Source organism: Paraburkholderia sp., assembly GCF_047605525.1.
Classification (GTDB): Bacteria; Pseudomonadota; Gammaproteobacteria; order Burkholderiales; family Burkholderiaceae; genus Paraburkholderia.
Window position 1 is genome coordinate 456,438 of the sequence record NZ_JASGFN010000001.1, and the last position, 26,220, is coordinate 482,657.

Here is a 26,220-nt window from a genome sequence, read left to right on the forward strand (position 1 = left end):
GCACGGTCGTCGAAGGAAGACAGTCCCCATGAACGCACTCGAACATCAACTCCAATACCCATTCAACGATACGCTGCCCGAAGCCGGCCGCACGATGGAAGTAGCGCCCGGCGTGCTGTGGCTGCGCATGCCGCTGCCGTTCGCGCTCGACCATATCAACCTGTGGCTGCTGCGCGACGAGATCGACGGACAGCAGGGCTGGACCGTGGTCGATTGCGGCATCACGTCGGACACGATCAAACAGAACTGGGAAAACGTGTTCGAGACGGTGCTCGATGGCCTGCCGGTGCTGCGCGTGATCGTCACGCACTGCCATCCGGACCATATCGGTCTCGCGCACTGGGTGTGCGGCGGCGGCGATAAAAAGCGCTGGGACGCGCGGCTGTGGATGACGCTCGGCGAATACATGCAGGCGCGCGTGATGGCGACCGGCGACGGCTCGAACGCCGGCGGCGAGGCGGCGGCGCGGCACTTTGGCCGCCACGGTCTGAACGACGCCGAATCGCAGGAGAAACTGCGCAAGCGCGAGAGCTACTACTCGAGCCTCGTGCCGGCGATTCCGCGGCAATACCGGCGTCTGTGTGAAGCGGAAGAGGTGAAGATCGGCGGCAGAACGTGGCGCGTCGTGACGGGCTTCGGCCATTCGCCGGAGCACTGCGCGCTGTATTGCGCGGAAACCGGCACGCTGCTTTCCGGCGACATGGTGCTGCCGCGCATTTCGACCAACGTGTCGGTGTTCGATATCGAACCGGAAGGCTCGCCGCTCGAGCTGTATCTGGAATCGCTCGGCCGCTACGAGACGATGCCCGAGGACACGCTCGTGCTGCCCGCGCACGGCAAGCCGTTTCGCGGCGTGCGCACGCGGATTCGCCAGTTGCGCGAGCACCACGACGCGCGGCTCGCCGAGGTGCGCGACGCGTGCGCGGAAAAACCGCGCAGCGCCGCCGACATCGTGCCGCTGATGTTCAAGCGCCAGCTCGACATCCATCAGATGACGTTCGCGATGGGCGAAGCGCTCGCGCATCTGCATCTGCTGTGGCGCAAAGGGGAACTGAAGCGCACGCTGGATGCGGATGAGGTGTTCCGCTTCTCGGCGGTCTGATTCCGCTACGCCGATAAAAAGCCCGGTTGCGCTGCCGCGCAACCGGGCTTTTATTTACGTGACGTGCCTGTTTTCAGGCGTGGCGCGGCATTACTGCACCGACACCGCGCCGAAGTTCTGCCGTCCGAACGGGCTCACGTGATAGCCGCTCACGTTCGTGCGCGTGATCGCCGCGGCGGTCGGGTAGCCGAGCGGAATCCACAGCGCTTCGTCGTGGATGATCTGCTGCGCGGCTTCGTACGCTTTCGTGCGTTTGGCGATATCGGCCGTCGCCTTGCCGTCGGCGATCAGCTTGTCCAGATCCTGATCGCAGAAGCGCGCGAAGTTGATGCCCGACTTCACCGCGTTGCAACTGAAAAGCGGCGACAGATAGTTGTCCGGGTCGCCGTTGTCGCCGGCCCAGCCCATGAACAGCGTGTCATGCTGGCCCTGCTTGGCCTGCTTGATCAGCTCGCCCCATTCGATCACCTTCACATCGGCCTTCACGCCGATCTTCGCGAAGTCGGCCTGCAGCATCTCGGCGCCGGCCTTCGGATTCGGATTCAGCACGCTGCCGTTCGGGCGTACCCAGATCGTCGTTTCGAAGCCGTTCGGATAGCCCGCGTCGGCGAGCAGCTTCTTCGCCTTGGCCGGATCGTACGGCCAGCCCTTGATCGAATGGTTGTAGCTCCACGTATTCGGCGGATACGGATTCACGGCCGGCGTCGCGGTGTTGTCGAACACGGCTTTCAGATAGCTGGTGCGGTCGAACGCCATGTTCAGCGCGGCGCGCACCTTCTGATTGTCGAGCGGCTTCTTCTGCGTGTTCAGCGCGACGAACGCGGTCATGAACGCGGGCGTCTGCACGATCGCGAGCGACTTGTCGCTTTTCGCCTCGGCGAGATCCTGCGGCTTCGGCGACAGCGCGATCTGGCATTCGCCGGCCTTCACCTTCTGCGCGCGCACGGTCGCGTCCGGCGTGATCGCGTAGATCAGGCGCTCGATCTTCGGCTTCGGCCCCCAGTAGGTCGGGTTCACGTCGTAGCGGATCACCGCGTCTTTCGTATAGCTCTTCAGCACGAACGGACCGGTGCCGATCGGCTTCGCGTTCAGGTCGACCTGCTTGCCGGCCTTCAGCAACTGGTCCGCGTATTCGGCCGAATAGATCGACGCGAAGCCCATCGTCAGGATCGACACGAAGGTCGCGTTCGGCTCGTTCAGCTCGAACCTGACCGTGTTGTCGTCGACCCTGGTGATCGACTTGATCAGCTTCGGCAGCCCCATCGATTGCGCGTGCGGGAAGCCGCTCGCGCCCGCCACCTTGTGCCACGGATTGTTGTCGTTGAGCATGCGGTCGAACGTGAAGATCACGTCGTCGGCATTGAGCGCGCGGGTCGGCTTGAAGTAGTCGGTGGTCTGGAACTGCACGTTCGGGCGCAGGTGGAACGTGTAGGTGAGGCCGTCGGGGCTCACTTCCCACTTGTCGGCGAGCGCCGGCACCACCTTCTTCGCGGCTTCGTCGAACGAGACCAGCGAATTGAAGATCACGTCGGCCGACGCATTGGTCGTGACGAGCGAGTTGAACTGCACCACGTCGAAGCCGTCCGGGCTCGATTCGGTACAGACGGTGAGCGGCTTGGCGAGCACGAGCGCGGGCGCTGTGAACAGGATGGCGGCTGCGAGCAGTTTGAAGCGCATAGGATCTCCGGTAACGAGCGCAGTCAGGCAGTGCGTCTGGTTGTGTTTATGGCGATGACGCGGGGCGGGCGCGGGCGTCGTCATTCGTCATGATTGTGATACGTTCCCGGCGCCGTCGTACAGGCCGGGCGATCCCGGCCCCATCCCGGCTGCCCCCGGCGGCGCGCCTTCGCGAAAGCTTATCGAAGGGGGCGGGTGGCGACAACAATTTAATCCACATATCCATATGGTGGCGGGGAGGTCGTGGAGCGGCGGGCGGCTGCGGCGAGAGGCGAACGGCAGGGAATGCGCCGACCCCGCCAGTGCTCAGGCCGCCGCCGCGTAGCGCAGCAGATAGCCGACGCCGTCGATCGCGCGCACGCCGTACCACGACGTCATTTCCCCGTCGATCAGTTCGATGCGCTTGCCGGCGACGCGCGGATCGCGCGCGAGCGCATCGCGATGCGCCGGCGTGAAGCGGTACGGTTCGCTGGACAGCAGGATGCGGTCGACGTCGGCGAGCCACGGAGCATCGTCGAAGCCGAACGCCGGATAGCGCGCCGCGCCGGCGATGCCACCTTGCACGTCGGGAAGCGTGTGCCAGTTCACGAGCCGCAGCATGGCGGCGATGTAGGTGTCGCGCGCAACCGTCATCCACGGTTCGCGCCAGATCAGGTACAGCACGTTTTGCGCGGCGAAGCTGCGCGCGGCGGCTTCCCGCAGGCGCGCCTCGAGCGCGTCGCTCAGGCGCCGCGCTTCCCGCTCGCGCCCGAAGATCGCCCCGAGCAGCGCGTAGAGCGCGAGGTTGTCGCGCGGTGTCCGTGGATGCGTGACGACGATATGCGGCACGAACGCCCGCAGTTGTTCGACGGTCTCGCGTTCGTTTTCGTCGATATTGACGATCAGGTGGGTAGGGCACAGCGCGCGGACCGCGTCGAGCTTGACGGCCTTGGTGCCGCCGACCTTGCGCACCGCGCGCACCTTGTCGCGTGGATGCACGCAAAAGCCGGTGCGCCCGACGATCTGCCGCTCGAGGCCGAGCGCGAACAAGGTTTCGGTGATGCTCGGCACCAGCGACACGATGCGCGCATCGGCGCCCGCCGGGGTGTGCGCGACGCCGGCTGCATCGAGCGCACGGGGCGGCATCGCTTACTCGGTGGCGGCGCGCGGCTTGCGCGGCGCGCGTTCGAACACGCGGTCGTAGAGCCAGCGCGGCAGCACGTGCAGCAGCATCGCGGCGACGCGCATCTGCCACGGAAAGACCGCGAACGAAACCTGCCGCTCGACCGCCTGCGCGACCTTCGCCGCGAAGCGGTCCGCGTCCATCAGGAACGGCATGCTGTACGGGTTGTGCTCGGTCATCGGCGTGCGGATATAGCCGGGCGCGATCGTGACGACGCCGACGCCGAACGGCCGCATCTCGACGCGCAACGCCTCCAGATACCTGAGTGCCGCCGATTTCGACGCGCTGTACGCGCCCGAGCCCGGCAAGCCGCGCACCCCCGCGACGCTCGCAATGCCGACCAGCGTGCCGCGCCTCGCGTCGGCCATCGCGGCGGCGAACGGCTCGAATGTCGCGACCATGCCGAAGTAATTGATGTCCATCACTTCGCGGAACGTGCGCAGATCGCCGTGCCCGGTGAGCGCGCCGCGGCTGATGCCGGCATTGGCGATCACGACGTCGGGCAGCCCGTGTTCGGCGATGAAGCGCGCGGCCGCATCGGCGAGCGCTTCCGCGTCGCGCACGTCGACGGGATAGATCGAGACGGTGGTCTGGGGATGGGACTGCTGGAACGTGGCGAGCGCATCGCCGCGGCGGGCCACGAGGCCGAGAATCGCGCCGCGCCGGGCATATTCGCCGGCGAGCGCGAGGCCGATGCCGCTCGAAGCGCCGGTAATGAAAACCTTCAGTGGAGAGGTCATACCGGCGCCTCGTGATTACATCTTCTTCGCGCGGACCTGGGAGACGAGGTAGTCGAGCACCTGGATCGTGCCGGGCAGGGTGCCGGTGGCGGCCGGACCGGTTTCATATTTGCCCTGCACCGCGAGCGTCGGCACGCCGTCGATCTTGTAGTCGTCGAGCAGCTTCTTGTCCTTCTGCAGCGCGCTTTGCGTCGAGAACGAGTTGTACGCCTCCATGTACTTCTTCGGATCGACGCCGAGCTTCGCGAGGAATTTGGCCTGGTCTTCCGGCGTCAGCAGATAGTCCTTGTTGACGTGGATTTCGTTGAAGACCTTCGGCGTGAGCTCGTTGGCGACGCCGAGCGCGTCGAGCGCGTGGTACATCTTCGAGTGCGGAATGAAGTCGTCGCGGAAGGCGACCGGCACGCGGCGGAACACGACGTCCGGACCTTGCCGCTTCACCCACGATTCGAGGAACGGGTCGAATTCGTTGCAGTGCGGGCAGCCGTACCAGAAGAATTCAGTGACTTCGATCTTGCCGGCCGGCACGTCGGTGGGCTGCGGCGTGGCCAGCACGGTGTAGTCCTTGCCGGAGACCGGCGCGGCCGGCGACGCATGCGCGGTGGCCGCGATCAGGCCCAGCGAGAGAAACAGGATGCTCAGCAGTTTTTTCATGTTGTGTTGACCCAGGTATGGCGATTCGGCATGGCAGCTTCGCGAGGCAGTGACAGGCGGGGCGGCCATCGTGCTTCTGACCCGCGTGGTGCGCCGATAGTTCGGGGCGCCGCGCGGGCCGGCGTTACCGTTTATTTATTGTTTGGTGAAGCGGATCACGGCGGTATCGACGCCCGCGTCCGACAGACGCTGACGGCTCGAATTCATGTCCTCGAACTTCGAGAACGGCCCGATGCGCACGCGATAGTACGTCACGCCGCCCGCGTCGCGCTGCGTCACTTTCGATTCGAAGCCCTGGAACGCGAGGCGCGCGCGCTGCTGTTCGGCGTCGGCGGCGGTCTTGTACGCGCCGACCTGCAGGAAGTAGCCGGTGTTCGCGTCGCCCGGCGCCGGCGCGGCGCCCGAGCCCGGCCTGGCGTTGTTGGCCGTGGCGGTCGGCGCGCTCGACGCCTGCGGCTTCTTCACCGGAGCCGGCGCGACGATGCCGCCGGTGCCGTTATCCTGCGCGGGCTTCGGCGCAACGGCGGTGCCGTTCGCGTTGCTGTTCGCGTTACCGGCCGACGGCGGCACTTCGACGATCTGCGGCTCTTCGAGCATGCCCGACTGGGTCTGCGCATTGGTCTGGCCCGGCGCGGTGTTCGGCGGCGCGGGTTGCGCGGCCTGCGGCACCGGCTGGCCCGGCGTCTTGCCTTGCAGCGGACGGTTCGGGTCGTATTGCGCCTGGCTCGCGCCGTTGTCCGGCGCCGCGGGCGGCGCGACCTTCGACACGAACGGGGTAGGCGCACGGGTGATATACAGCGCCACCACTACCGCGATCGCCAGGCCGACGATCAGGCCCAGCACGATACCGAGAAAAGTCCCCCCGGTTTGTTTCGATTGCTTTGTTGTGCGGCGTGGTTTTGCCATCGTACGAATCACCTGCAAAAAGAATCCAGGAACGGCCGCCGATTATAGCGACGGCCGCATGCATGTTGCGCCGGATGAGTTACATCTTGACGGGAGCGGAGACGCCGATCGTCGCGAGACCGTTGGCCAGCACCTGGCGCGTGGCCGCGAGCAGCGCGGCGCGTGCGTTGCGCTCGGCCGCATCGTCGACCAGCACGCGCTCGGCTTTGTCATTGTAGAACGAGTGGAATTCCCCGGCGAGGTCGCGCAGGTAGAACGCGACCGCGTGCGGCGCGAGTTCGTCGGCGGCGTGCTGGAGCATGTCCGGGAACTCGGCGAGCTTGTTGAGCAGCGCCATGGCGCGCTCGCTCGTGAGCGGCGCCAGGTCCACGCTCGCGAGCGTGCTTTCGTCGAGACCGTAGCGCGCGGCGCACTCGGCGATCACCGAGCAGATCCGCGCGTGCGCGTACTGCACGTAGTGCACCGGATTCTCGTCGTTCTGCTTCAGCGCGAGGTCGATGTCGAACACGAATTCCGTGTCGGCCTTGCGCGAGATCAGGAAGAAGCGCACCGCGTCGCGGCCGCGCCGGATCGTTTCCTCGTCGATCAGATCGACCGCCGCTTCCGAGCCCGGCGTCGCGCCGCCCGACCATTCGATCAGGTCGCGCACCGTCACGTAGCTGCCGGCGCGCTTCGAGATCTTCACCTCTTCGCCGTTGCGCATCACGGTGACCATCTTGTGCAGGATGTAGTCCGGGTAGCCCTTCGGAATGCCGATCCCAAGACCTTGCAGGCCGGCGCGCACGCGCGCGATCGTGCCATGGTGGTCCGAGCCCTGCACGTTGATGACCTTCGTGAAGCCGCGCTCCCACTTGGCGACGTGGTAGGCGACGTCCGGCACGAAGTACGTGTAGGTGCCGTCGCTCTTGCGCATCACGCGGTCCTTGTCGTCGCCGTCGTCGGTCGTGCGCAGCCACAGCGCGCCTTCCTGCTCGTAGGTCTTGCCGGCGGCGATCAGCGCGTCGACCGTTTTCCCGACGCGGCCTTCCGTGTACAGCGACGACTCCAGATAGTACTGGTCGAACTTCACGCCGAACGCCTGCAGATCCATGTCCTGCTCGCGGCGCAGGTACGTCACGGCAAAGCGGCGGATCGCCTCGAGGTTCTCGACGTCGCGCGCGCCGGTGACGGGCGCGCCGTCGCTCGCCTCGACCGTCACGCCTTTCATATAGTCCTGCGCGATTTCGGCGATGTACTCGCCGTTGTACGCCGACGCGGGCCAGCCGGCGTCGCCGGGGGCGAGGCCGCGCGCGCGCGCCTGGGTCGACAGCGCGAGCGTGTGGATCTGCACGCCGGCGTCGTTGTAGTAGAACTCGCGGTGCACGTCCCAGCCCTGCGACGCGAGCACGTTCGCGAGCGCGTCGCCGAGCGCTGCCTGGCGGCCGTGGCCGACGTGCAGCGGTCCGGTCGGGTTGGCCGACACGAATTCGATCAGCACGTGCTTGCCGGCGTCGCGCCGCGAGCGGCCGTACGCTGCGCCTTCGGCGAGCACGGCGGAGATCGCCGCCTGCTTGGCGGCGGCGGTGAGGCGCAGGTTGATGAAACCGGGGCCCGCGACTTCGGCGGCGTCGATCAGGCCTTTTGCCCGCGGCTGCGCGAGCAGCGCGTCGACGATCTGTTGCGCGAGCTGGCGCGGATTGGCGCGCAGCGGCTTGGCGAGCTGCATCGCGACGTTGCACGCGACGTCGCCGTGAGCGGCGACTTTCGGGCGTTCGAGCGTGATGGCGGGCGATACGAAAGCGGCTTCGGTTGCACCCTGCGAGGCGAGCGCGACCTGTTTCACCGTCTCGGCGAGCAGTGTTTCCAGAGTTTGTTTATGTGCGGGCAGCATGCTTGTTGCGAGTCCAGTGAGGCAATCCGGTAAGGCGGAAGAGGCGCCGGCCGCGGCCGGCGCCGGGAGCGTGGGAAGCGGCGGCGAGGCGTCGCGGCGCTACCGGCGGCCACGTTGCCCGCGACGCGGCAAACAACGCACGTCGGCGTGCCATGCATGGTTCAACCACCTTGTCGCGCGTTTGCGTCGGCCTGTCGTCACGCTTGCCGTCAAGCTTGTCGCGCTTCGCCGCGGGCGGCGCATGGCGGCGCGCTTTTCCGTTCAGACGGATTTTAGCAGGTGCTAATATGTTCAATGAGATGCCCGCCAGCGACGTGGCCACCGGGCTTGCACGGGGCGCGTCGGGCGAGCGCTGGCGCCGTGCGCGGGCCGCTCGTGCGTCAACCCGATATAACGAAAAAGGGAACAGTCATGCTGATTACTTTCAAGTGCCACGCCTGCCCGGACGTGATGATGCTGGAAAATCTGGCGCAGTATCTGGTCGGCATTGTCGGCAAACGCCTTGGGGAGCGGGGCGTTATCACTCATGAGGAAACGGGCCCGGCCATCGAGAAACTCGAAGCGGCAATCACCTTCGACAAGCAGGAACGCGCCGAGCACGACGGCCATTTCCACGAAGGCGAAGACGGCCACGAACATCATGAGATTCCGCCCGGGCTCGCGCAGCGCGCGTATCCGTTCCTCGACATGTTGCGCGCGGCGCAGAAGGAAAACGCGGATATTGTCTGGGGGCTTTGATTCCGGGCCGACGAGGCTGAAAGCCGGTCGCCGCGGGATGAATCGCCGCGGCTGCGTGGTCCCGGTCCGCGAATCTCGAGGGGAGCCTGTGTAGACCGGCAGCATGCACTCCCCGCGCCATAAAGAGAAGAGCCCGCTCGATGCGGGCTCTTTGTCATTCAACGCACTGCACCGGCCGCGCCGCTTACTGGCTCGCGGCCTCCGCCGGTGCGGCGGCCGCCGACGCGCCCTTTTTCATTTTCTTCTTCGGCTTTTTCACGTGCTTTTCGGTCGGCGGCGAATACGAACTGGCCGAGCTCGCGCCGCCCGGCGCGGCGGGTTGCGCGAGCGCCACGGAAGCGCTCGCGGCCAGCGAAACGGCGGTCAATAACAGCGTCAGCTTCTTCATACGATTTTCTCCGTTGTCGGTTGCAATCTCGATGAACCGGCGCATTCAGGCCGCGCCTGACAGGATGAAAGCCGCCTCAGTCTACAAAGCCGAAAATACCGTGGCTGCAAATATTCAGTCTTTCGGGGCCGATATAGTGGGCGGCTTACAGCAACGGCGCCAACGCGCGCTGCGCATCCGCGTTCGACAGCGACATCCGCTGCGCGTAGTCCTCGAGCTGATCCGCGCCGATCTTGCCGACCGAGAAATAGGTGCTGTCCGGATGCGCGAGATAAAAGCCCGACACGCTCGCCGCCGGCAGCATCGCGAGCGATTCGGTCACGCTCATGCCGATCTCGTTGGCCTGCAGCACGTCGAACATGTCGCGCTTGACGAGATGGTCGGGGCAGGCCGGGTAGCCGGGCGCCGGACGGATGCCCCGATACTTTTCGGCGATCAGTTCGTCGTTGGAGAGGTTTTCGCTGTTTGCGTAGCCCCACAGGTCGCGCCGCACGCGCGCGTGCAGCGCCTCGGCGAACGCTTCGGCGAAGCGGTCCGCGAGCGCTTTCAGCATGATCGCGCTGTAGTCGTCGTGATCCTTCTCGAACTGGCGCTCCTTCACGTCGACGCCGAGACCGGCCGTCACCGCGAACATGCCAATGTAGTCGGCCACGCCCGAGTCCTTCGGCGCGATGAAGTCGGCGAGCGAACGGTTCGGCCGCATCACGCCGTCGACCACCGGCCGCACGCTCTGCTGGCGCAGATTGCGCCACGTCAGCGCGACTTCGGTGCGCGATTCGTCCGTGTAGATTTCGATGTCGTCGTCGTTCACCGTGTTGGCCGGCAGCAGCGCGATCACACCGTTGGCCTGCAGCCAGCGCCCCTGGATCAGGCGCGCGAGCATCGACTTGCCGTCGGAAAACACGCGCCGCGCCGATTCGCCGACGATCTCGTCATTCAGGATCGCCGGATACGGGCCAGCGAGATCCCACGTCTGGAAGAACGGCCCCCAGTCGATGTAGTTCGCGAGCTCGCTCAGATCGAAGTTTTTGAACACACGGCGGCCGATGAACTTCGGCTTGACCGGCCGATAGTTCGCCCAGTCGATCTTCGTCCTGTTCGCGCGTGCCTCGGCGAGCGTGACCATCGGCTGCGCTTTTTTGTTTGCATGCTGGTCGCGGATGCGCGCGTAGTCGGAGTTCAGTTCGTCGATGTACTTTGCCGCGCCTTCGTCGGACAGCAGGTTCGACGCGACCGACACCGAGCGCGACGCGTCCGGCACGTACACCACCGGGCCCTCGTAATGCGGCGCGATCTTCACCGCGGTGTGGACGCGCGAGGTCGTCGCGCCGCCGATCAGCAGCGGAATTTTCTTCACGCGGAAGTAGTCGTCGCGCTGCATTTCCGACGCGACGTAAGCCATTTCCTCGAGGCTCGGCGTAATGAGCCCCGACAGCCCGATGATGTCCGCGCCCTCGACCTTCGCCTTCGCGAGGATCTCGCTGCACGGGACCATCACGCCCATGTTGACCACTTCGAAGTTATTGCACTGGAGCACCACCGACACGATGTTCTTGCCGATGTCGTGCACGTCGCCCTTGACGGTCGCGATGACGATCTTGCCCTTCGCGCGCACGTCGCCGCCGGCGGCCGCGAGCTGGCGCTTTTCTTCCTCGATGAACGGGATCAGATGCGCAACCGCCTGCTTCATCACGCGCGCCGATTTCACGACCTGCGGCAGGAACATCTTGCCCTGGCCGAACAGGTCGCCGACGATGTTCATGCCGTCCATCAGCGGACCTTCGATCACGTTGATCGGACGGCCGCCGGCGGCGGCGATCTTCGCGCGCACTTCCTCGGTGTCGTCGACGATGAAGTTCGTGATGCCGTGCACGAGCGCATGCGCGAGACGCTTTTCGACCGGCTGGTTGCGCCACTCGAGGTTCTCTTCCTTCTTCGCGGCGCCGGTCTTGAACTTGTCGGCGATCTCGAGCAGGCGGTCGGTGCCGTCTTCACGGCGATTCAGCACCACGTCTTCGACGCGTTCGCGCAGCTCCGGATCGAGATCGGCATACACGCCGAGCTGGCCCGCGTTGACGATGCCCATGTCCATCCCCGCCTGGATCGCGTGATAGAGGAACACGGTGTGGATCGCCTCGCGCACCGGGTCGTTGCCGCGGAACGAGAACGACACGTTCGACACGCCACCGCTCACCTTCGCGTACGGCAGGTTCTGCTTGATCCAGCGGGTCGCCTCGATGAAGTCGACCGCGTAGTTGTTGTGCTCCTCGATGCCGGTCGCGATCGCGAAGATGTTCGGATCGAAGACGATGTCCTCGGGCAGAAAGCCCACTTCGTTCACGAGGATGTCGTACGAGCGCTTGCAGATCTCGGTCTTGCGCGCGAACGTGTCGGCCTGGCCCTGCTCGTCGAACGCCATCACGACCGCAGCCGCGCCGTAGCGGCGAATCAGCTTCGCGTGATGAACGAACGCCTCCTTGCCTTCCTTCAACGAGATCGAGTTGACGATCGCCTTGCCCTGCACGCACTTCAGACCCGCTTCGATCACTTCCCACTTCGACGAGTCGATCATGATCGGCACGCGCGCGATGTCCGGCTCCGACGCGATCAGATTCATGAAGCGCACCATCGCCGCTTTCGAATCGAGCATCGCCTCGTCCATGTTGATGTCGATCACCTGCGCGCCGTTTTCGACCTGCTGGCGCGCGACGGCCAAGGCTTCGTCGAACTGGTTGTTCAGGATCATTCGCGCGAACGCTTTCGAGCCGGTCACGTTGGTGCGTTCGCCGACGTTGATGAAGAGCGTGCCGGACGTGACGTTGAACGGCTCGAGGCCGGCAAGGCGCATGGTGTGATCGGTCATGGCGTGAGTGCGAGTCGGGTGCGTTAAGGGGCGTACCGTCGGGGGCGCGCGGTGATGTCCGGTCCGTGTGAAGTGCGGCTCCGCTCAGGCCGCCTCGCGATACTGCGTCGGCCACTTGCGCGGCTTCAGCTCGGCGAGCGCCTGCGCGATTGCCGCGATGTGCTCGGGCGTCGTGCCGCAGCAGCCGCCCGCGATGTTCACGAGACCGGCTTCGGCAAATTCCTTCAGCAGGCCCGAGGTATCGGCCGGCAGCTCGTCGAAGCCGGTGTCGCTCATCGGATTCGGCAGGCCGGCATTCGGATAGCAGGACACGTAGGTGTCGCACAGCTTCGCCAGCTCGGCGATGTACGGACGCATCAGCGCCGCGCCGAGCGCGCAGTTCAGGCCGAACGTGAGCGGCTTCGCGTGACGCAGCGAATTCCAGAACGCCTCGACCGTCTGGCCCGACAAAATGCGGCCCGACGCGTCGGTGACGGTGCCGGAGATCATGATCGGCAGGCGCTCGCCGGCGTGCTCGAACAGCTCGTCGAGCGCGAACAGCGCGGCCTTCGCGTTGAGCGTGTCGAAGATCGTTTCGACGAGGAACAGATCGGCGCCGCCGTCGAGCAGCGCCTTCGCCTGCTCGTAGTAGGCCGCGCGCAGTTCGTCGAACGTGACGTTGCGCGCGCCCGGATCGTTGACGTCGGGGGAAATGCTCGCGGTCTTCGGCGTCGGTCCGATCGCGCCGGCGACGAAGCGCGGCTTGTCCGGCGTCGAATACTTGTCGCACGCGGCGCGCGCGAGCTTCGCCGATTCGAGGTTCATCTCGACCGCGAGCGACTCCATGCCGTAGTCGGCCTGCGCGACCGTGGTCGCGCCGAACGTGTTGGTCTCGATGATGTCCGCGCCCGCCGCCAGATACTGCTCGTGAATCTCAGCGATGATCTGCGGCTGCGTGATCGACAGCAGTTCGTTGTTGCCCTTGATGTCGCGTTCGTAGTCCTTGAAGCGCTCGCCGCGATAGCGGGCTTCGTCGAGCTTGTAGCGCTGGATCATCGTGCCCATCGCGCCGTCCAGGATCAGGATGCGCGAGTTCAACAGCGCGGGCAGCGCCGCGCCGCGTGTGTAAGCGGCGTCGGAACGGACTGACGTGGCGGTTCGAGCGGACTGGGTCATGACGGACGGGGGCTTGCGCCGACGTTGGCGGAAAGCCTGTCATTGTAGCCGCTGCCGGGTGGATGCGCCCGGCGCGGGGCGGCTTCGGGGAATTGGGCGGCGACGCGCGGGCGGCCGCCAGAAACGATGGCGAAAGCCGGCCACAAAAGCATTCGACAAAAAACGGCCCGGCATGCCAAAAGCCTGCCGGGCCGTTTCATTACCGCCGACCGCCTGACGAGGACCGCCGGCGGGGGCCGGACGGCGCGGTCGATTGATGTCGCCAGAATGCTAAGCCGAATTACCTCGCGATTAGTGAAGGATCACCGGTTGATGCATCAAGCTGTCGAACTGGCCGAGGAATTCGTCGACCTCGTCGAGCGTGGGCTCGCCCTCGATCAGCTTCTGCACGTGCTCGCGAAAGTTCGCCGCCATTGCGCCGTCGAGGTAGATTTCGCGCTGCATGTTTTTATCGACGATCTCGTAGCCGCCCGACCTCATGGCCAGTTGGCCCTCTTGCGGCGGAAACTCGACGACACAGTAGTTGGGGCTGTTGTAGATCATTTGCATGGCGACACTCCTTATTTCCGGTGGGCTCCTGGCCCTTTCTGCACCATAAGTGGAGCATGTGAGATGGAATTCAAGGGGTGGGTTCGGATCGACGCTTGTAACAACTCCGAACCTGACGGTTAGACCGGCCGTTCCAGAAACGATTCAAGCAATGCGGCAAAACGGTGAGATTGCTCGATGGGCGCGAGATGAGCGGCATCGAGCAGTTCGAAGCGGGCGCCTTCGATCGCGTCCGCTATCGCCTGTGTAGCAGCAGGCGGCGTGCCCGTGTCGTGGCGGCCCGCTACCGTAAGTGTAGGACAGCGGATCGCGCCATGCTTGCCGCGCAGGTCGAAATCGCGCAACGCCTCGCAGGCCATCGCGAAGCCTTCCGGCGGCGTGCGACTTAGCACTTCGCGGATTGGCTCGACTGCTTCGGGATGCGCGGCCTGAAAGTCGGGCGTGAGCCAGCGGGCGATCGTCGACGGCGCGAGCGCCGCCATGCCGTCGGTACGCGCCGTGTGCGCGCGCTGATCCCATAACGCGCGGTTTTCGGGCGGCGTGCCGCCGGTGCTGTCGGCGATCGTCAGGGTATCGACGCGCGTCGGGTGATCGAGCGCGAATTGCTGGGCGATCATGCCGCCGAGCGACAGGCCGACCACGTGCGTCGTCGGCGCGCCGAGCGCATCGAGCAGCTTCGCGAGATCGTCCGACAGATCGCCGATGCCGAATGGTTTGCGCGCCACCGCGCTCTCGCCGTGGCCGCGCACGTCGTAGCGCAGCACCGTGTAATCGTCGCGGAAATAGCCGGCAAGCTGATCCCAGATCGACAGATCTCCACCCAACTGATGAATGAACGTGAGCCACGGGCCACCGCCCTCGTTGCTCAGCACGTAGCGTGTTTCGATACCGTTGAGGTTCACTTGCATGCAGGCTCCTTGAAGAAAGGAAAACGCAGTGAAAAAAAGCCCGGTTGATTCGTCCGCGCGATGAACTCGCCACGACGACGAAGCGCGTCGCTTCAGGCGGCGGCTCGCGCGAACGTTTGCTGCTCGAGATGCGAGTCGGCGTTGCACAGGAAGTTTCGCCGAAGTTGCGCAGATCTGCTTGATCCCGTTTCGCGGCCGGTCCGGCAGCCCGCCGCGCGAGGTCTCAAGGCTTGATGTTCGCGGGGGCGGTCGAATCGACCGGCGCGGCGGGAGCGGTGTCGGGCATAACTGCCGGGGCGCCGGTGGGTGGGGCCGCGGGTGCGTTGCCGGGAGCCGCGGGAGCCGAGCCGCCGTCACCGCTATCGGGCGGCGCGCCGGCGAGATCGAGCTTGCCGCGCCACACGAGCTCGAATTGCGTGCCGTTCGGTTCCGTCTGCAGGATGCGCGCCGGCAGCCAGCCGAGCGACGGCGCGAGCCACACGTCGATGCGGCGCTGGTCGCCGTCATGGCGGGGCAGCCGTTTGAAATGACGCGTCTCCAGATAGCCTTGCGCCGCGCGAATCGTTTCGTCGCCGATCGTCTCGATCGGCCAGTCCTCGCCGCTATCCGTATCGACGACGAAAAACTGCCGCGTCACGCCCGGCGTGTACGCACCCGGATCGCCGCGCACGAGGCTCGCGAGCTGCATCACGACGCTGAAACGGTCCTGTGCGCCGTCGGGCAGCGGGAATGTCGCGGGCGTGCGCGTGAAGCCGATTTTTTTATCGCCGCGGTTGAAGATCGCGATGTCTTCCGCGCGACGGCCGCGCTTTTCACTGTACTGCGCGGGCGCGAGACCGAACGCATCGATGCCGCCGTGGCTCGAAAACACGAATGGACCGACGAACGGCAGCGGCACCGAAACGATCATTTCGTAGCCCTGCGCGCTGCTGACCCAGTGAATCGTGCCGGGCTGGTTGCGCACGCCGTTGTAGAACGTGTCGTATTCGAGCTCGGCCGACGGCGGCACCGAAAACTTCACGCCCTTCGATGCCTGCGGCGCGCTGGCCGCGGCGGCCGCGCTGGCGGCGTTGCCGTTCGCATGGGCGGCTGCATTCGCGCTCGCGGCGGCGGACGGCGCGCTCGCGGCGACCTCGGAGGCAGGCGCGGCCGCCGGCTCATCCGGTTTGGCCGGCTGCAAGGCGCTCAGTACGTGCTGTTCGCGCGGCGGCCTGGCAGCGGGCTTGTGCGCGGGCGCCGGCGCATGCTGCGCGGGCGCGGCGGGCTGATGCCCGGCTTGCTCGGGTTGACGCTCGACCCGCTCGGGCGTCAGCAGCGCGACCTGCACCGGCACGTGCCCGTGATCGGCCGGATTCAGATTCACGCGATTGCGCTCGAACCACTGCGCGGCGATCCAATGCAGAACCGCCACGGCCACGAGCACCGCGACCCAGCGCCACGCGCGCGAAGCATGCCCCGGCCGGGGGCCGGCGGGCGGCAGGCGATCAGAACGGCGGGCGGTGGAAGCAAAGACCATGGGCAATTGAACGTGAAGCTGTGTGAGGCGCGGGGTGCGCTATCAACCGTTTTTGCTGCGCGGCGTCGCGCTATAGCCAAGCTCGTACGACAGCTTTTGCGCGCATTCGCGCAGCGCCGTGTCGATCTCGCCGCCCCAGCGGATATCGAACGCGCCTTCATGGCCAAGCGCGACGATGCCGAGCGCGAGTTCACCGGTCGAATCGAACACCGGCATGCAGAACGCGTGGATCGTCTGCAGCAGCATGCCTTCGACGCGCGCCGCCTGATGCTCGCGCACCTCGGCGAGCACCTTGTCGAGTTCCTCGCGCGTGCGCGGCGCGCCGCTATACGACGAGCGGCGCGAGTCGGCCAGTTCGCGCTCGAGCATCGCGGCGGTCTTGCTGGCCGGCATGTAAGCGGCAAACAGCAGACCGGTGGCCGAACTGAGCAGCGGCATCACGTCGCCGAGTTTCAGCGACGCCTTGGCCGGATAGCTCGACTCCATCCAGTGCACCATCGTCGGTCCCTGGTTGCCCCATACCGCGATGCCCACGGTCAGATCGAGCCGGTCGCGCAATTCGGCGAGCGCGATGCGCGCCAGTGTCACGCCGTCGACGCGCGCCAGCCGCGCGAGCCCTAGTTGCAACGCGAAGCCGCCCAGTTCGTAGCGGCCCGACAACGGGTCCTGCGCGACCACGCCCAGACGCAGAAAGCTCACCAGATAGCGATGCGCCTTCGCCGGACTCATGCCCGCGCGCTGCGCGAGATCGCGCAGCATCATCGCGCGCGGTTCGCGGGTCAGTACGTCGAGCAGCCTGAAACCGACTTCGATCGACTGGATGCCCGAGCGCAGTTTTTCTTCGCCCGGTTCGCCGGTTTCATCGTCGGCGCTGGTGGCGTCGGCGGTATCGGTCGAGTCGAGCAGATCGTCGGCGGACATGGAGTCGGTGCGAGTACGGCTCGTGCCGGAGCGGGCGTTGGCGGACATGTGCAAAAGGCGCGGGCAGCGCGTTCGGTAATCGTAGTGGCGGTAGCGACGGTGCAACGACGGCGAACACACCGAGACTGGGCCGCGCCGATTCACCATCGTAGAATAGATTCCTTCCATCGTCACTAACCCACGGTTCACAGCTCTATGAAACTTGCCTCGCTGAAGGACGGCACGCGCGACGGTCAACTGATCGTCGTGTCCCGCGACCTGCACACCGCGGCCATCGCCGACGCGATCGCGCCCACGCTGCAGCGCGTGCTCGACGACTGGGCCTTCTACGCGCCGCAACTGCTCGATCTCTACGACGCGCTCAACCAGAGCCGCGCGCGCAACAGCTTCGCGTTCGACCCGAAAGACTGCATGGCGCCGCTGCCGCGCGCGTTCCAGTGGGCCGACGGCTCGTCGTACGTGAACCACGTCGAACTCGTGCGGCGCGCGCGCGGCGCGGAAATGCCGCCCGAATTCTGGACCGACCCGCTGATGTACCAGGGCGGCAGCGACGATTTCATCGGCCCGCGCGACGACGTGGTGTGCGCGTCCGAAGCGTTCGGCATCGACTTCGAGGCGGAAGTCGCGGTCATCACGACCGACGTGCCGATGGGCGCGACGCCCGAGCAGGCGTTGCACGGCGTGCGCCTCGTCACGCTCGTCAACGACGTGTCGCTGCGCAACCTGATTCCCGCCGAACTCGCGAAGGGCTTCGGCTTTTTCCAGAGCAAGCCCGCCACGTCGTTCGCGCCCGTCGCGGTCACGCCGGACGAACTCGGCGAGCATTGGCGCGAGGGCCGCGTGCACCGGCCGATGATCGTCCATTGGAACGGCAGGAAAGTCGGCCAGCCGGACGCCGGCACCGACATGGTGTTTCACTTCGGGCAACTGATCGCACATGCGGCGAAGACGCGCAATCTGCGTGCCGGCTCGATCGTCGGTTCGGGCACGGTGTCGAACAAGGACGCGAAGCGCGGCTACTGCTGCATCGCCGAGAAGCGCTGCCTCGAAACGATCGAGCACGGCGCGCCGCAAACGGAATTCATGAAGTACGGCGACACCGTGAAGATCGAAATGTTCGACGAGGCGGGCAAGTCGATTTTCGGTGCGATCGAGCAGAGCATCGCGCCGCTCGATTGAGGTTCGATTAAGGTTCGATAGCGGCGTTGGTTCGACGCCGCTTTCACGTGGCTTCGGTGCCGCGAAAGGGTTTCGCCCGATGCCGCGACCCCGGGGCGCGGCTACACTGACTGGCGCGGCGCGCCCAGCCGGGGTGGCTGGCCGCTGGCGGATCGGAGAATCCGCGCACGTGCCTGCAAGCGCGTGAACTGGCGGGCACCGGCAGTCGATCAAAACGAAAAACCGACCTGAGGAGACAGCATGCCGCGACTGGAATCCATTGAATCTGCAAGCAGGTGCGCGAGCACGGCCAGTTCGCGCGGCCCGCTCGCACGCCTGGTACGCCGCGCCGCCACGCTGTGCGCCGCGCTCGCCTGCGCGCTGCCGTTGACATCGTTCGCGCAGGTCAAGGTCGGTCTCGTGCTGTCGCTGACGGGGCCGGCCGCGTCGCTCGGCATTCCCGCGCGCGACACGGTCGCGCTGCTGCCGAAACAGATCGGCGGCCAAAGCGTCGAATACATCGTGCTCGACGATGCATCCGACACGACCCAGGCCGTGCAGGATACGAAGAAGTTGATTTCGGAAAATCACGTCGACGCGATCATCGGTTCGTCGATCACGCCGAATTCGCTCGCGATGATCGACGTCGTCGCCGAGGGCGAAACGCCGATGATCTCGCTCGCGTCGTCGGCGAAAATCATCGAACCGGTCGACGCGAAACGCCGCTGGGTCTTCAAGACGCCGCAGACCGACGCGATGATGGCCTCGGCGATCGCCGAGCACGCGAGCGCGCACGGCGTCAAAACGATCGCGTTCATCGGCCAGGCCGACGCGCTCGGCGAGACTTTCTATGCCGAGGTCGCGAAGTTCGCGCAACTGCATCACATCGACATGGTCGCGAGCGAGCGCTTCAATCGCACCGATCCGAGCGTGACCGGCCAGGTGCTCAAGATTCTCGCGGCGCATCCGGATGCCGTGGTGGTCGGCGCGGCCGGCACGCCCGCCGCGCTGCCGCCGAAAACGCTGCGCGAGCGCGGCTACAAGGGCGTGATCTATCACAATCACGGCGTCGGCAATAACGACTTCCTGCGCGTGTGCGGCGCCGATTGCAACGGCACGTTCCTGCCCGCGAGTCCGGTGCTCGTCGCCGCGCAATTGCCGGCCGACCATCCGGCGAAGCGCCTCGCGCTCGACTACATCGCGCGCTTCGAGGCACTGCACGGGCCGGGCAGCGTGTCGGCATTCGGCTCGTACACGTGGGATGCGGGCGCGCTGCTCAATCACGCGATACCGGTCGCGCTGAAGGCGGGCGCGCCGGGCACGCCGCAATTCCGCCGCGCGCTGCGCGACGCGCTCGAATCGACGCACGGTCTCGCGGATACCAACGGCGTCGTCGACATGAGCGCGACCGACCATCTCGGGCTCGATCAGCGCGCGCGCGTGATGGTCGAAATCAGCAACGGGAAGTGGGTTTATCAGCCGCGCTGAAGCCACGGCGCGCCGTGCTCGCAAGCTGGCGCGACCGCGCTCCGAACGGCACGACACATCCTTGGAGATTTTCATCATGTCCCAGCCACCGCCGAGTAGCGACGACGCAGGCAATTCGGACGACGCAGCCAATACGGACGACACGTATTACGCGAACTATCGCTCGCTGCGTGTGCGGCGCCATCCGCATGGCGTGCTCGAGGTCGTGATGAGCGGCGAGGGCGCGAACCGGAGCGCACTCGCCACCGCGAACGCGCGGATGCATTACGAACTCGCGGAGATCTGGCGCGACATCGACCGCGATCCCGACACGCGCGTCGCGCTCATTCGCGGCGAGGGCAAGGGCTTTTCGGCGGGCGGCGATCTGCAGCTCGTCGAAGACATGGCGAACGATTTCGACGTGCGCGCGCGGGTGTGGCGCGAGGCGCGCGACCTCGTCTACAACGTGATCAACTGCGGCAAGCCGATCGTGTCGGCGATGCACGGTCCGGCGGTCGGCGCGGGCCTCGTCGCCGGGCTGCTCTCTGATATCTCGATCGCGGCGAAGACGGCGCGCATCATCGACGGGCATACGCGGCTCGGCGTCGCCGCCGGCGATCATGCGGCGATCGTCTGGCCGCTACTGTGCGGCATGGCGAAAGCGAAGTACTACCTGATGCTGTGCGAACCGGTGAGCGGCGAGGAGGCGGAGCGCATCGGGCTCGTGTCGCTCGCCGTCGACGAAGGCGATCTGCTGCCCAGGGCGTTCGAAGTCGCGCGCAAGCTCGCCGACGGTTCGCAGACGGCGATCCGCTGGACCAAGTACGCGCTGAACAACTGGCTGCGCTCGGCGGGGCCGGCGTTCGATACGTCGCTTGCGCTCGAATTCATGGGTTTTGCCGGGCAGGACGTGCGCGAGGGCGTCAGCTCGTTGCGCGAGCGGCGCGCGCCGGATTTCGGCGGCGGCGATCCGTGGCGGCAGGCGCGTGACAGTGATGGCGTGGATGGCGGCGGCAGGTAGGGAGGCCGGCGCGTGCCCTGTCGATCCGCGACCCGACAAACGGTCCTGAGCCCACTTTCCGCACGGTATGATCGAATCAACGCGCGCGGCCTGCGCGCGCGACATTTCTCTTATGCATTGAGGCGACAAGCATGACCGACACGACTGATTCCACGCCGCCCTTTCCCGGCTTTCCGGGTTTTCCGCCCGCTGAAATGCTCGATCGCATGTGGAGCATGATGCGGCTGTCGCCGTTCGGCTCGGCGCTCACCGGCGCGCAGCCGGGGAGCGGCGCGAGCCCGTCGCTGTCGATGATGTCCGACATGATGGCGCCGCTCACCAACGTCGAAGAACTCGACAAGCGCATCACCGACATGCGCGCGGTCGAGCAATGGCTGAAGCTGAACCTGAGCATGCTGCAGTCGGCGATCCAGGCGCTCGAAGTGCAGCGCGCGACGCTTGCGACCCTGCGCGCGTTCGGCGCGTTCGCGCAGTCGTCGATGACGCAGCCGGCGGCGGCTTCCGCCGCGCCGAACCCGGCGCCGAGTCCCGCTCCGGCGCCGGGCTGGGGGAAGCCGGCCGAGCCGGCGCCCGCGCCTGAAAGCGCGGCTGCGGCGCACGCCGAAGAAGAGGGCACGCCCGCGGCGCCGTCATTCGACGCCTCCGCGTGGTGGAATCTGCTGCAATCGCAGTTCAATCAGATCGCCCAGTTCGCGATGACGCAACCGGCTGTCGCGGTCGCCGCGGCGGGTGGCGGCACGCAGACGGCATCGCCGGACCCCGCCGACGCGCCCAGGCCGGCCGCGGAAGGTGCGAAGCTCGCGGCCAAACGGCCGGCCGCGAAGCGCGCAGCGACGTCGACCTCGGCCAAACGCGCGGCCGGCGAGGGCACGAGCGCGGCGTCGCCGAAGAAATCAGCTTGAGCGGGGCGGCAAGCGTGGTAGAAGCGCGACAGGAGCGGTAAGGATGCGTGAGGAAATCGCGCACCTGCACGCCGTGACGCGCAAACGAGCGCTGCAACGAGCGCCGTATAAGCACGCGCATTCGCCTTCACACGCCGCTTTCACCCCCGCTTTCCGCCGCCGGTTCGCCCTTCGCGCGAGTCGCGTGTCTGGTTGGGAGAAGTCAATCCCACAGCGCGATCGCGCGGTTTCCGACGCCGGTTCCATCAAGTCCGCGTGCTATCATTGTGTAAGCTTTATCAGTCGTTTGGGCGTGTGCTGAAAAGAACCAATCCTGCCGCCCTCGCGTCGTTTGCCGCCGGCACTCCCGTACCGAGCTGACGGTTTCAACGCAGACTGGTTCGACCTCAGGCAAAGGGTATCCAGTGTCCCTCACCCACGGTTGGCCGCGCCGCGCCTGATTCGCGCTTCAGGCGCCCGTGCAAACGCCCGGACTTCTTTGCTGCCCGATGCATCTGGGCGGCTGTTTAACGCGTAAAATTGAATGCTTGGCTGATAAATGGCACGTCCGTTCGTCGCAGGCAAAAACGGCTACACGTAGCAGCAACAGACACACACAGTATGCGCAGAACAGGGGTGGGACTATGAACACCATGCTTTATCCGGAACTTTATAAATCGCTCGAATCCGTTCGATGGGACATGGAGAAAGACATTCCCTGGGACAAGTTCGATGCATCGCTATTGACCGACGAGCAGGCCGCGACGATCAAGATGAACGCGATCACCGAATGGTCGGCGTTGCCCGCCACCGAAATGTTTCTGCGTGACAATCATCACGACAGCGATTTCTCCGCATTCATGAGCGTGTGGTTCTTCGAGGAGCAGAAGCACTCGTTGGTGCTGATGGAATACCTGCGCCGTTTCAAGCCGGAACTGGTCCCGACCGAAGAGGAACTGCACGCGGTGCGCTTCGAATTCGATCCCGCGCCGCCGCTCGAAACGCTGATGCTGCACTTCTGCGGCGAAATCCGCCTCAATCACTGGTATCGCCGTGCCGCCGAATGGCACACCGAACCGGTCATCAAGCATATTTACGAAACCATCTCGCGTGACGAAGCGCGCCACGGCGGCGCGTATCTGCGCTACATGAAGAAAGCGATGGCGCAAACCGGCGACATCGCGCGTGCCGCTTTCGCCAAGATCGGCGTGCTGATGGCGTCGGCGCGCCGCACCGAAAAGCCGCTGCACCCCACCAATCTGCACGTGAACCAGGCGCTGTTCCCGCGCGACACGATCCAGTCGCGTCTGCCGGATCCGGAATGGCTCGAGCGCTGGCTCGACGAGCAGATCCGCTTCGACGACGGCTGGGAAAAGAAGGTCGTCGAGCGCATTCTGCACAATCTGTCGCTGCTGTTCGAGCGCACGTTCAACACCGCTCAGGAGCTGAACCGCTATCGCAAGGAAGTGGTCGCGCGCCTGCAGGCCGCCGATCAGAAGCCGGCACAGCAGCAGCCTGCGTGATCGCGCTGGCGCCGTGATCCGCGCCGTGATCCGCGCCGTGATCCGGATTCGCGCAGTCGGGCGATACCTTTCAAGCGAATCGGGTCATACGGTTTCGTTACTGTTGTTTTAAAACGGTCCGGCAGGCGTGAGCTTGCCGGACCGTTTCGCTTGAGGCCGTCGAGCGTGTATCGTGACGGCACGTTCTTTTCCCTTTCTCCGTCACTCTGCAACGCTGCGATGGCCGCTATCTTTGAACGCAAGATTCTTACGCGCGATGACCTGGTGAAACTGCGTCCTTCGTTGCGCGCGCCGGTCGTATTCACGAACGGGGTGTTCGATATCCTGCATCGCGGGCACGTGACCTACCTGGCCGATGCGAAGGCGCTGGGCGCGTGCCTGATCGTCGGCGTGAACAGCGACGCGTCGGTGCGCATGCTCGGCAAGGGCGACGACCGGCCGATCAACACCGAGGCCGACCGGATGGCCTTGCTCGCGGCGCTCGAGAGCGTCGACTATGTGGTGAGCTTCGGCGAGAAAACACCAGTCGAGCTGATTTCGGCGCTGCGGCCGGACGTACTCGTGAAGGGCGGCGACTACGATATGGATGCGCTGCCCGAATCGGCCCTCGTGCGCGGCTGGGGCGGCAAGGCGCTCGCGATCGCGTTCGAGCACGACCGCTCGACGACCGCGCTGTTGAAGAAGGTGCGGACGCAGGGTTGATAAGGCGGATTGCCGATGTGATCAGAGGCGGGCTGCCGAGAGTCTTTGAAATCGCGATACGACACCGGCGCGCAAAGCCACGGCACCCGCCGCTCGACCTCGCTACTGCGGCAACGCCGAGGCTGAAATCGGCGCTTCCGGCACCGGTCCGCCGACCACGGCCTGATCGGCTGAATCGGCGGCGCTGACCGGCTTTACCTTCAGTTCCTCCGGATGAATCTGGCGGTTCAGATGATTCGGCTCGCGTCCGGCGGCGGTGGGCGTCGGCCCGAACGCGCCGCGCAGCGCGACGAAAGCCAGCACGTTGGCGAGAATCAGAATGACGATCGGCCAGCGAAGCATTGTGGGTTGTTCCAATCCAGAAAAAAGTTGAGCCGGGATCGAAGTGCGGACCGCCGAAATCGGCTTGCCGGAATGGGCCCCGAAGCGGGCCGCGGCAGCCGTTCACGGTGTCCAGGTCAGATGTGCGTCACGCGCCCAGCCGCGCCGTATCCTCAGCGGCAATCAGCGCAAGCCCCGACAGCACGAGCGAATCGTGGCGAGTATGCGGCACTTTGAGCGCGCTCGCCACTTCGTCGGCGGCACCGCCGCTGACGACGAGCCGCACTGGCACCTGCCACTCGTCCTGCAGGTCGCGCCACATCCGCTCGATCAGTCCCGCCTGCGCGAGCGTGCAGCCCGCCGACAGCGAACGCGGTGTGTCCGTCGCGAAGAACGGACCACGGCGGCTCGCGTCGGCCGCCCCGAGCGGAGCACCGGCGTCGAGCAGACCGCGTGCCCGGGCGGCGTCGAGCGTCGGCAGTTGCGCGGTGTGCTCGCCGAGCGAGCGCATCATCAGCGTCCAGCCCGGCGCGATCAGCCCACCGATAAACGCGCCGTCCGCGCGTAATGCTTCGAGCGTCGTCGCCGTGCCGAACGTCGCCAGCAGCAGATGCTCGCCGGGAAACGCCGCATGCGCGCCGATCATGCCCGCCCAACGGTCGCTGCCGAGCGTATGCGGCGCGGCGTAGCAATTGGTCACGCCGCATTGGCGCGCGCTCGCACGGACCGTCGTGAGCGGCAGTCGCGGCCACTGCGCGTCGACGAGCGCGGCGATGCGCGCCGAGACGTCTGCCCCGGCGACGTTGGAGACCCACGCCCCGCAAGGCGCCGGCCAACCGGACCAGCCGGGCTGTGAGCCAGGCTGTGCCCCGGGCGGCGAATCCGGCCGCAAGCCGGACCCGGCAACCTCGTCGTGCGCGAGCGCGCCGGCCGCGAGCTGCGTGCCGTCCGGCTGCACCAGTGCCCATTTGATCCGGCTGTTGCCCGCGTCGATCAGCAGATAAGGCGCGCGCTGTGTCATGCGGCACCGTCGGCGAGGCGCAGCGACACGTCGCCGGTCGCGATGCTCTGGCGGCCGGTGGCCGTATCGAGCAGCAACTGGCCGCGCTCATCGACGCCCGCCGCGACGCCGCGCGCCAGTTCGTTGCCTTGCTCGAGCAGCACGACGTCGCGGCCCGCGTACGCATGCACCGCGTTCCAGCGCGCCTGGAACGGCGCGAAGCCCTCGGCGCCGAAGCGCTGCAAGGCGGGTTCGAGCGCGTTCAGTTCAGCGGCGAGCGTGTCGGTCAGATTGGCGTTCGGCAGCGCGCGCTGCAGCGCGGTCGGCACCGTGCCGCGTGCCTGCGGCGGCACGTCGGCGTTGAGCGCGCCGACTTTCGCCGCGAGGTCGTCCGCGCCCTTCACGTTGGTGCCGATGCCGATCACGACCGCGCTCGCGTCGTCGGTGCTCCATGCGGTTTCGATCAGGATGCCGGCCAGCTTGTCGCCTTCGAGCAGCACGTCGTTCGGCCACTTCAGCGCGATCTGGCCGGGACCGGCGAGCGGCAGCGAGCGCAATCCGTCGACGAGCGCGACGCCCACTGCGAGGCTCAGCCCGGCGAGCCCTTCGAGCGGCCGAGGCAGCACGCACGCGACCGAAAACAGCAACGCATTGCCCGGTTCCGCGTACCACGGACGGCCGCGGCGGCCGCGCCCGGCGGTCTGCAGATACGCGACCCGCACGATCGGCCGCGGCAGCGCGTTCACCTTGCGCGGCAGCGCCTTCACGCGGGCCATCAGGTCGACGTTGGTCGAGCCGGTTTCCTCGACGATTTCGATCGGCCAGTCATGCGCGTGCTGACCGAACAGCTTGACCGCGCGCTCGCGGTCGATGCGCCAGTCGCCTGTGGGAGCGGACTGGGCCGGGGCGGAACGGGGGGGAGTCCTGGAGGCATTCATGTCGCCTATTGTAGCGACAGCGCACCCGCTGAGGCTTCGGGTTTTGAGTGCGGACCATCG

Annotated in this window: 23 protein-coding genes and 1 pseudogene; 8 read left to right on the forward strand and 16 right to left on the reverse strand. The window is 66.2% G+C overall.

Annotated features, from left to right (window positions below; translation table 11 throughout):
• Positions 1–28 precede the first annotated feature (28 nt).
• Positions 29–1,102, forward strand: a complete 1,074-nt coding sequence (locus tag QM685_RS02110) for an MBL fold metallo-hydrolase (protein WP_415112201.1) — start codon at positions 29–31, stop codon at positions 1,100–1,102.
• A gap of 90 nt (positions 1,103–1,192) precedes the next feature.
• Here the strand turns inward: QM685_RS02110 and QM685_RS02115 are convergent, their stop codons facing one another.
• The 6 genes from QM685_RS02115 to argS form a co-directional block, all read right to left on the reverse strand.
• Positions 1,193–2,779: an ABC transporter substrate-binding protein gene (locus tag QM685_RS02115; protein WP_415112203.1), complete on the reverse strand. Its 1,587-nt coding sequence runs from the start codon at positions 2,777–2,779 to the stop codon at positions 1,193–1,195.
• 306 nt (positions 2,780–3,085) lie between these two features.
• Positions 3,086–3,904 (reverse strand): helical backbone metal receptor, encoded by an 819-nt coding sequence (locus QM685_RS02120; RefSeq protein WP_415112205.1) that lies wholly within the window; start codon positions 3,902–3,904, stop codon positions 3,086–3,088.
• Positions 3,905–3,907: 3 nt separating this feature from the next.
• Complete coding sequence (locus QM685_RS02125) at positions 3,908–4,681, reverse strand: SDR family oxidoreductase (RefSeq protein ID WP_415112207.1); 774 nt, start codon at positions 4,679–4,681, stop codon at positions 3,908–3,910.
• Between the two features lie 15 nt (positions 4,682–4,696).
• Complete coding sequence (locus QM685_RS02130; RefSeq protein ID WP_415112209.1) at positions 4,697–5,335, reverse strand: thiol:disulfide interchange protein DsbA/DsbL; 639 nt, start codon at positions 5,333–5,335, stop codon at positions 4,697–4,699.
• 135 nt (positions 5,336–5,470) lie between these two features.
• Positions 5,471–6,259, reverse strand: a complete 789-nt coding sequence (locus QM685_RS02135; RefSeq protein WP_415112211.1) for an SPOR domain-containing protein — start codon at positions 6,257–6,259, stop codon at positions 5,471–5,473.
• Between the two features lie 61 nt (positions 6,260–6,320).
• On the reverse strand, positions 6,321–8,111 hold the full coding sequence (gene argS / locus QM685_RS02140) for an arginine--tRNA ligase (RefSeq protein WP_415112213.1): 1,791 nt from the start codon (positions 8,109–8,111) through the stop codon (positions 6,321–6,323).
• A gap of 411 nt (positions 8,112–8,522) precedes the next feature.
• On the opposite strand from argS, the gene QM685_RS02145 reads away from it, so the two are divergent.
• The gene (locus QM685_RS02145; protein WP_415112329.1) at positions 8,523–8,849 is read left to right on the forward strand and encodes a DUF1840 domain-containing protein; all 327 of its coding nucleotides are present in this window, start codon (positions 8,523–8,525) and stop codon (positions 8,847–8,849) included.
• A gap of 184 nt (positions 8,850–9,033) precedes the next feature.
• Here QM685_RS02145 and QM685_RS02150 read toward each other — a convergent pair whose 3' ends face one another.
• From QM685_RS02150 to QM685_RS02180, 7 genes and pseudogenes are all read right to left on the reverse strand, one after another.
• Positions 9,034–9,237: an acid-shock protein gene (locus QM685_RS02150; RefSeq protein ID WP_415112215.1), complete on the reverse strand. Its 204-nt coding sequence runs from the start codon at positions 9,235–9,237 to the stop codon at positions 9,034–9,036.
• Between the two features lie 145 nt (positions 9,238–9,382).
• Positions 9,383–12,112 (reverse strand): annotated as a pseudogene (metH, locus tag QM685_RS02155) (methionine synthase); the annotation flags it as partial.
• 72 nt (positions 12,113–12,184) lie between these two features.
• A complete protein-coding gene (locus tag QM685_RS02160; RefSeq protein ID WP_415112217.1) occupies positions 12,185–13,255 on the reverse strand; it encodes a homocysteine S-methyltransferase family protein in 1,071 nt (356 codons plus the stop codon).
• Between the two features lie 291 nt (positions 13,256–13,546).
• Entirely contained in the window at positions 13,547–13,804 is a 258-nt protein-coding gene (locus QM685_RS02165) for a DUF3567 domain-containing protein (protein ID WP_415112219.1), read from the reverse strand.
• Between the two features lie 119 nt (positions 13,805–13,923).
• Complete coding sequence (locus tag QM685_RS02170; protein WP_415112221.1) at positions 13,924–14,712, reverse strand: alpha/beta fold hydrolase; 789 nt, start codon at positions 14,710–14,712, stop codon at positions 13,924–13,926.
• Positions 14,713–14,935: 223 nt separating this feature from the next.
• Positions 14,936–16,228 (reverse strand): DUF3108 domain-containing protein, encoded by a 1,293-nt coding sequence (locus QM685_RS02175; RefSeq protein ID WP_415112223.1) that lies wholly within the window; start codon positions 16,226–16,228, stop codon positions 14,936–14,938.
• A gap of 42 nt (positions 16,229–16,270) precedes the next feature.
• Positions 16,271–17,197 (reverse strand): IclR family transcriptional regulator, encoded by a 927-nt coding sequence (locus tag QM685_RS02180; protein ID WP_415112225.1) that lies wholly within the window; start codon positions 17,195–17,197, stop codon positions 16,271–16,273.
• A gap of 147 nt (positions 17,198–17,344) precedes the next feature.
• Between QM685_RS02180 and QM685_RS02185 the strand changes: the two genes are divergently transcribed.
• The 6 genes from QM685_RS02185 (at position 17,345) to rfaE2 (ending at position 23,901) form a co-directional block, all read left to right on the forward strand.
• Positions 17,345–18,328 (forward strand): fumarylacetoacetate hydrolase family protein, encoded by a 984-nt coding sequence (locus QM685_RS02185; RefSeq protein ID WP_415112227.1) that lies wholly within the window; start codon positions 17,345–17,347, stop codon positions 18,326–18,328.
• Between the two features lie 240 nt (positions 18,329–18,568).
• Entirely contained in the window at positions 18,569–19,795 is a 1,227-nt protein-coding gene (locus QM685_RS02190) for an ABC transporter substrate-binding protein (protein ID WP_415112229.1), read from the forward strand.
• 76 nt (positions 19,796–19,871) lie between these two features.
• On the forward strand, positions 19,872–20,795 hold the full coding sequence (locus tag QM685_RS02195; RefSeq protein ID WP_415112231.1) for an enoyl-CoA hydratase/isomerase family protein: 924 nt from the start codon (positions 19,872–19,874) through the stop codon (positions 20,793–20,795).
• 131 nt (positions 20,796–20,926) lie between these two features.
• On the forward strand, positions 20,927–21,697 hold the full coding sequence (locus QM685_RS02200; protein WP_415112233.1) for a PhaM family polyhydroxyalkanoate granule multifunctional regulatory protein: 771 nt from the start codon (positions 20,927–20,929) through the stop codon (positions 21,695–21,697).
• 623 nt (positions 21,698–22,320) lie between these two features.
• Positions 22,321–23,199, forward strand: a complete 879-nt coding sequence (locus QM685_RS02205; RefSeq protein ID WP_415112235.1) for a ferritin-like domain-containing protein — start codon at positions 22,321–22,323, stop codon at positions 23,197–23,199.
• A gap of 219 nt (positions 23,200–23,418) precedes the next feature.
• Complete coding sequence (gene rfaE2, locus QM685_RS02210; RefSeq protein WP_415112237.1) at positions 23,419–23,901, forward strand: D-glycero-beta-D-manno-heptose 1-phosphate adenylyltransferase; 483 nt, start codon at positions 23,419–23,421, stop codon at positions 23,899–23,901.
• 102 nt (positions 23,902–24,003) lie between these two features.
• Here rfaE2 and QM685_RS02215 read toward each other — a convergent pair whose 3' ends face one another.
• The 3 genes from QM685_RS02215 to QM685_RS02225 all read right to left on the reverse strand — a co-directional run bounded on the left by QM685_RS02215 (position 24,004) and on the right by QM685_RS02225 (position 26,160).
• The gene (locus tag QM685_RS02215; protein WP_415112239.1) at positions 24,004–24,243 is read right to left on the reverse strand and encodes a hypothetical protein; all 240 of its coding nucleotides are present in this window, start codon (positions 24,241–24,243) and stop codon (positions 24,004–24,006) included.
• A 127-nt stretch (positions 24,244–24,370) separates the two neighbouring features.
• On the reverse strand, positions 24,371–25,243 hold the full coding sequence (locus QM685_RS02220) for a type III pantothenate kinase (protein ID WP_415112241.1): 873 nt from the start codon (positions 25,241–25,243) through the stop codon (positions 24,371–24,373).
• Entirely contained in the window at positions 25,240–26,160 is a 921-nt protein-coding gene (locus tag QM685_RS02225) for a biotin--[acetyl-CoA-carboxylase] ligase (protein WP_415112243.1), read from the reverse strand. The genes QM685_RS02220 and QM685_RS02225 overlap by 4 nt, the downstream gene beginning before the upstream one ends.
• Positions 26,161–26,220: the final 60 nt, after the last annotated feature.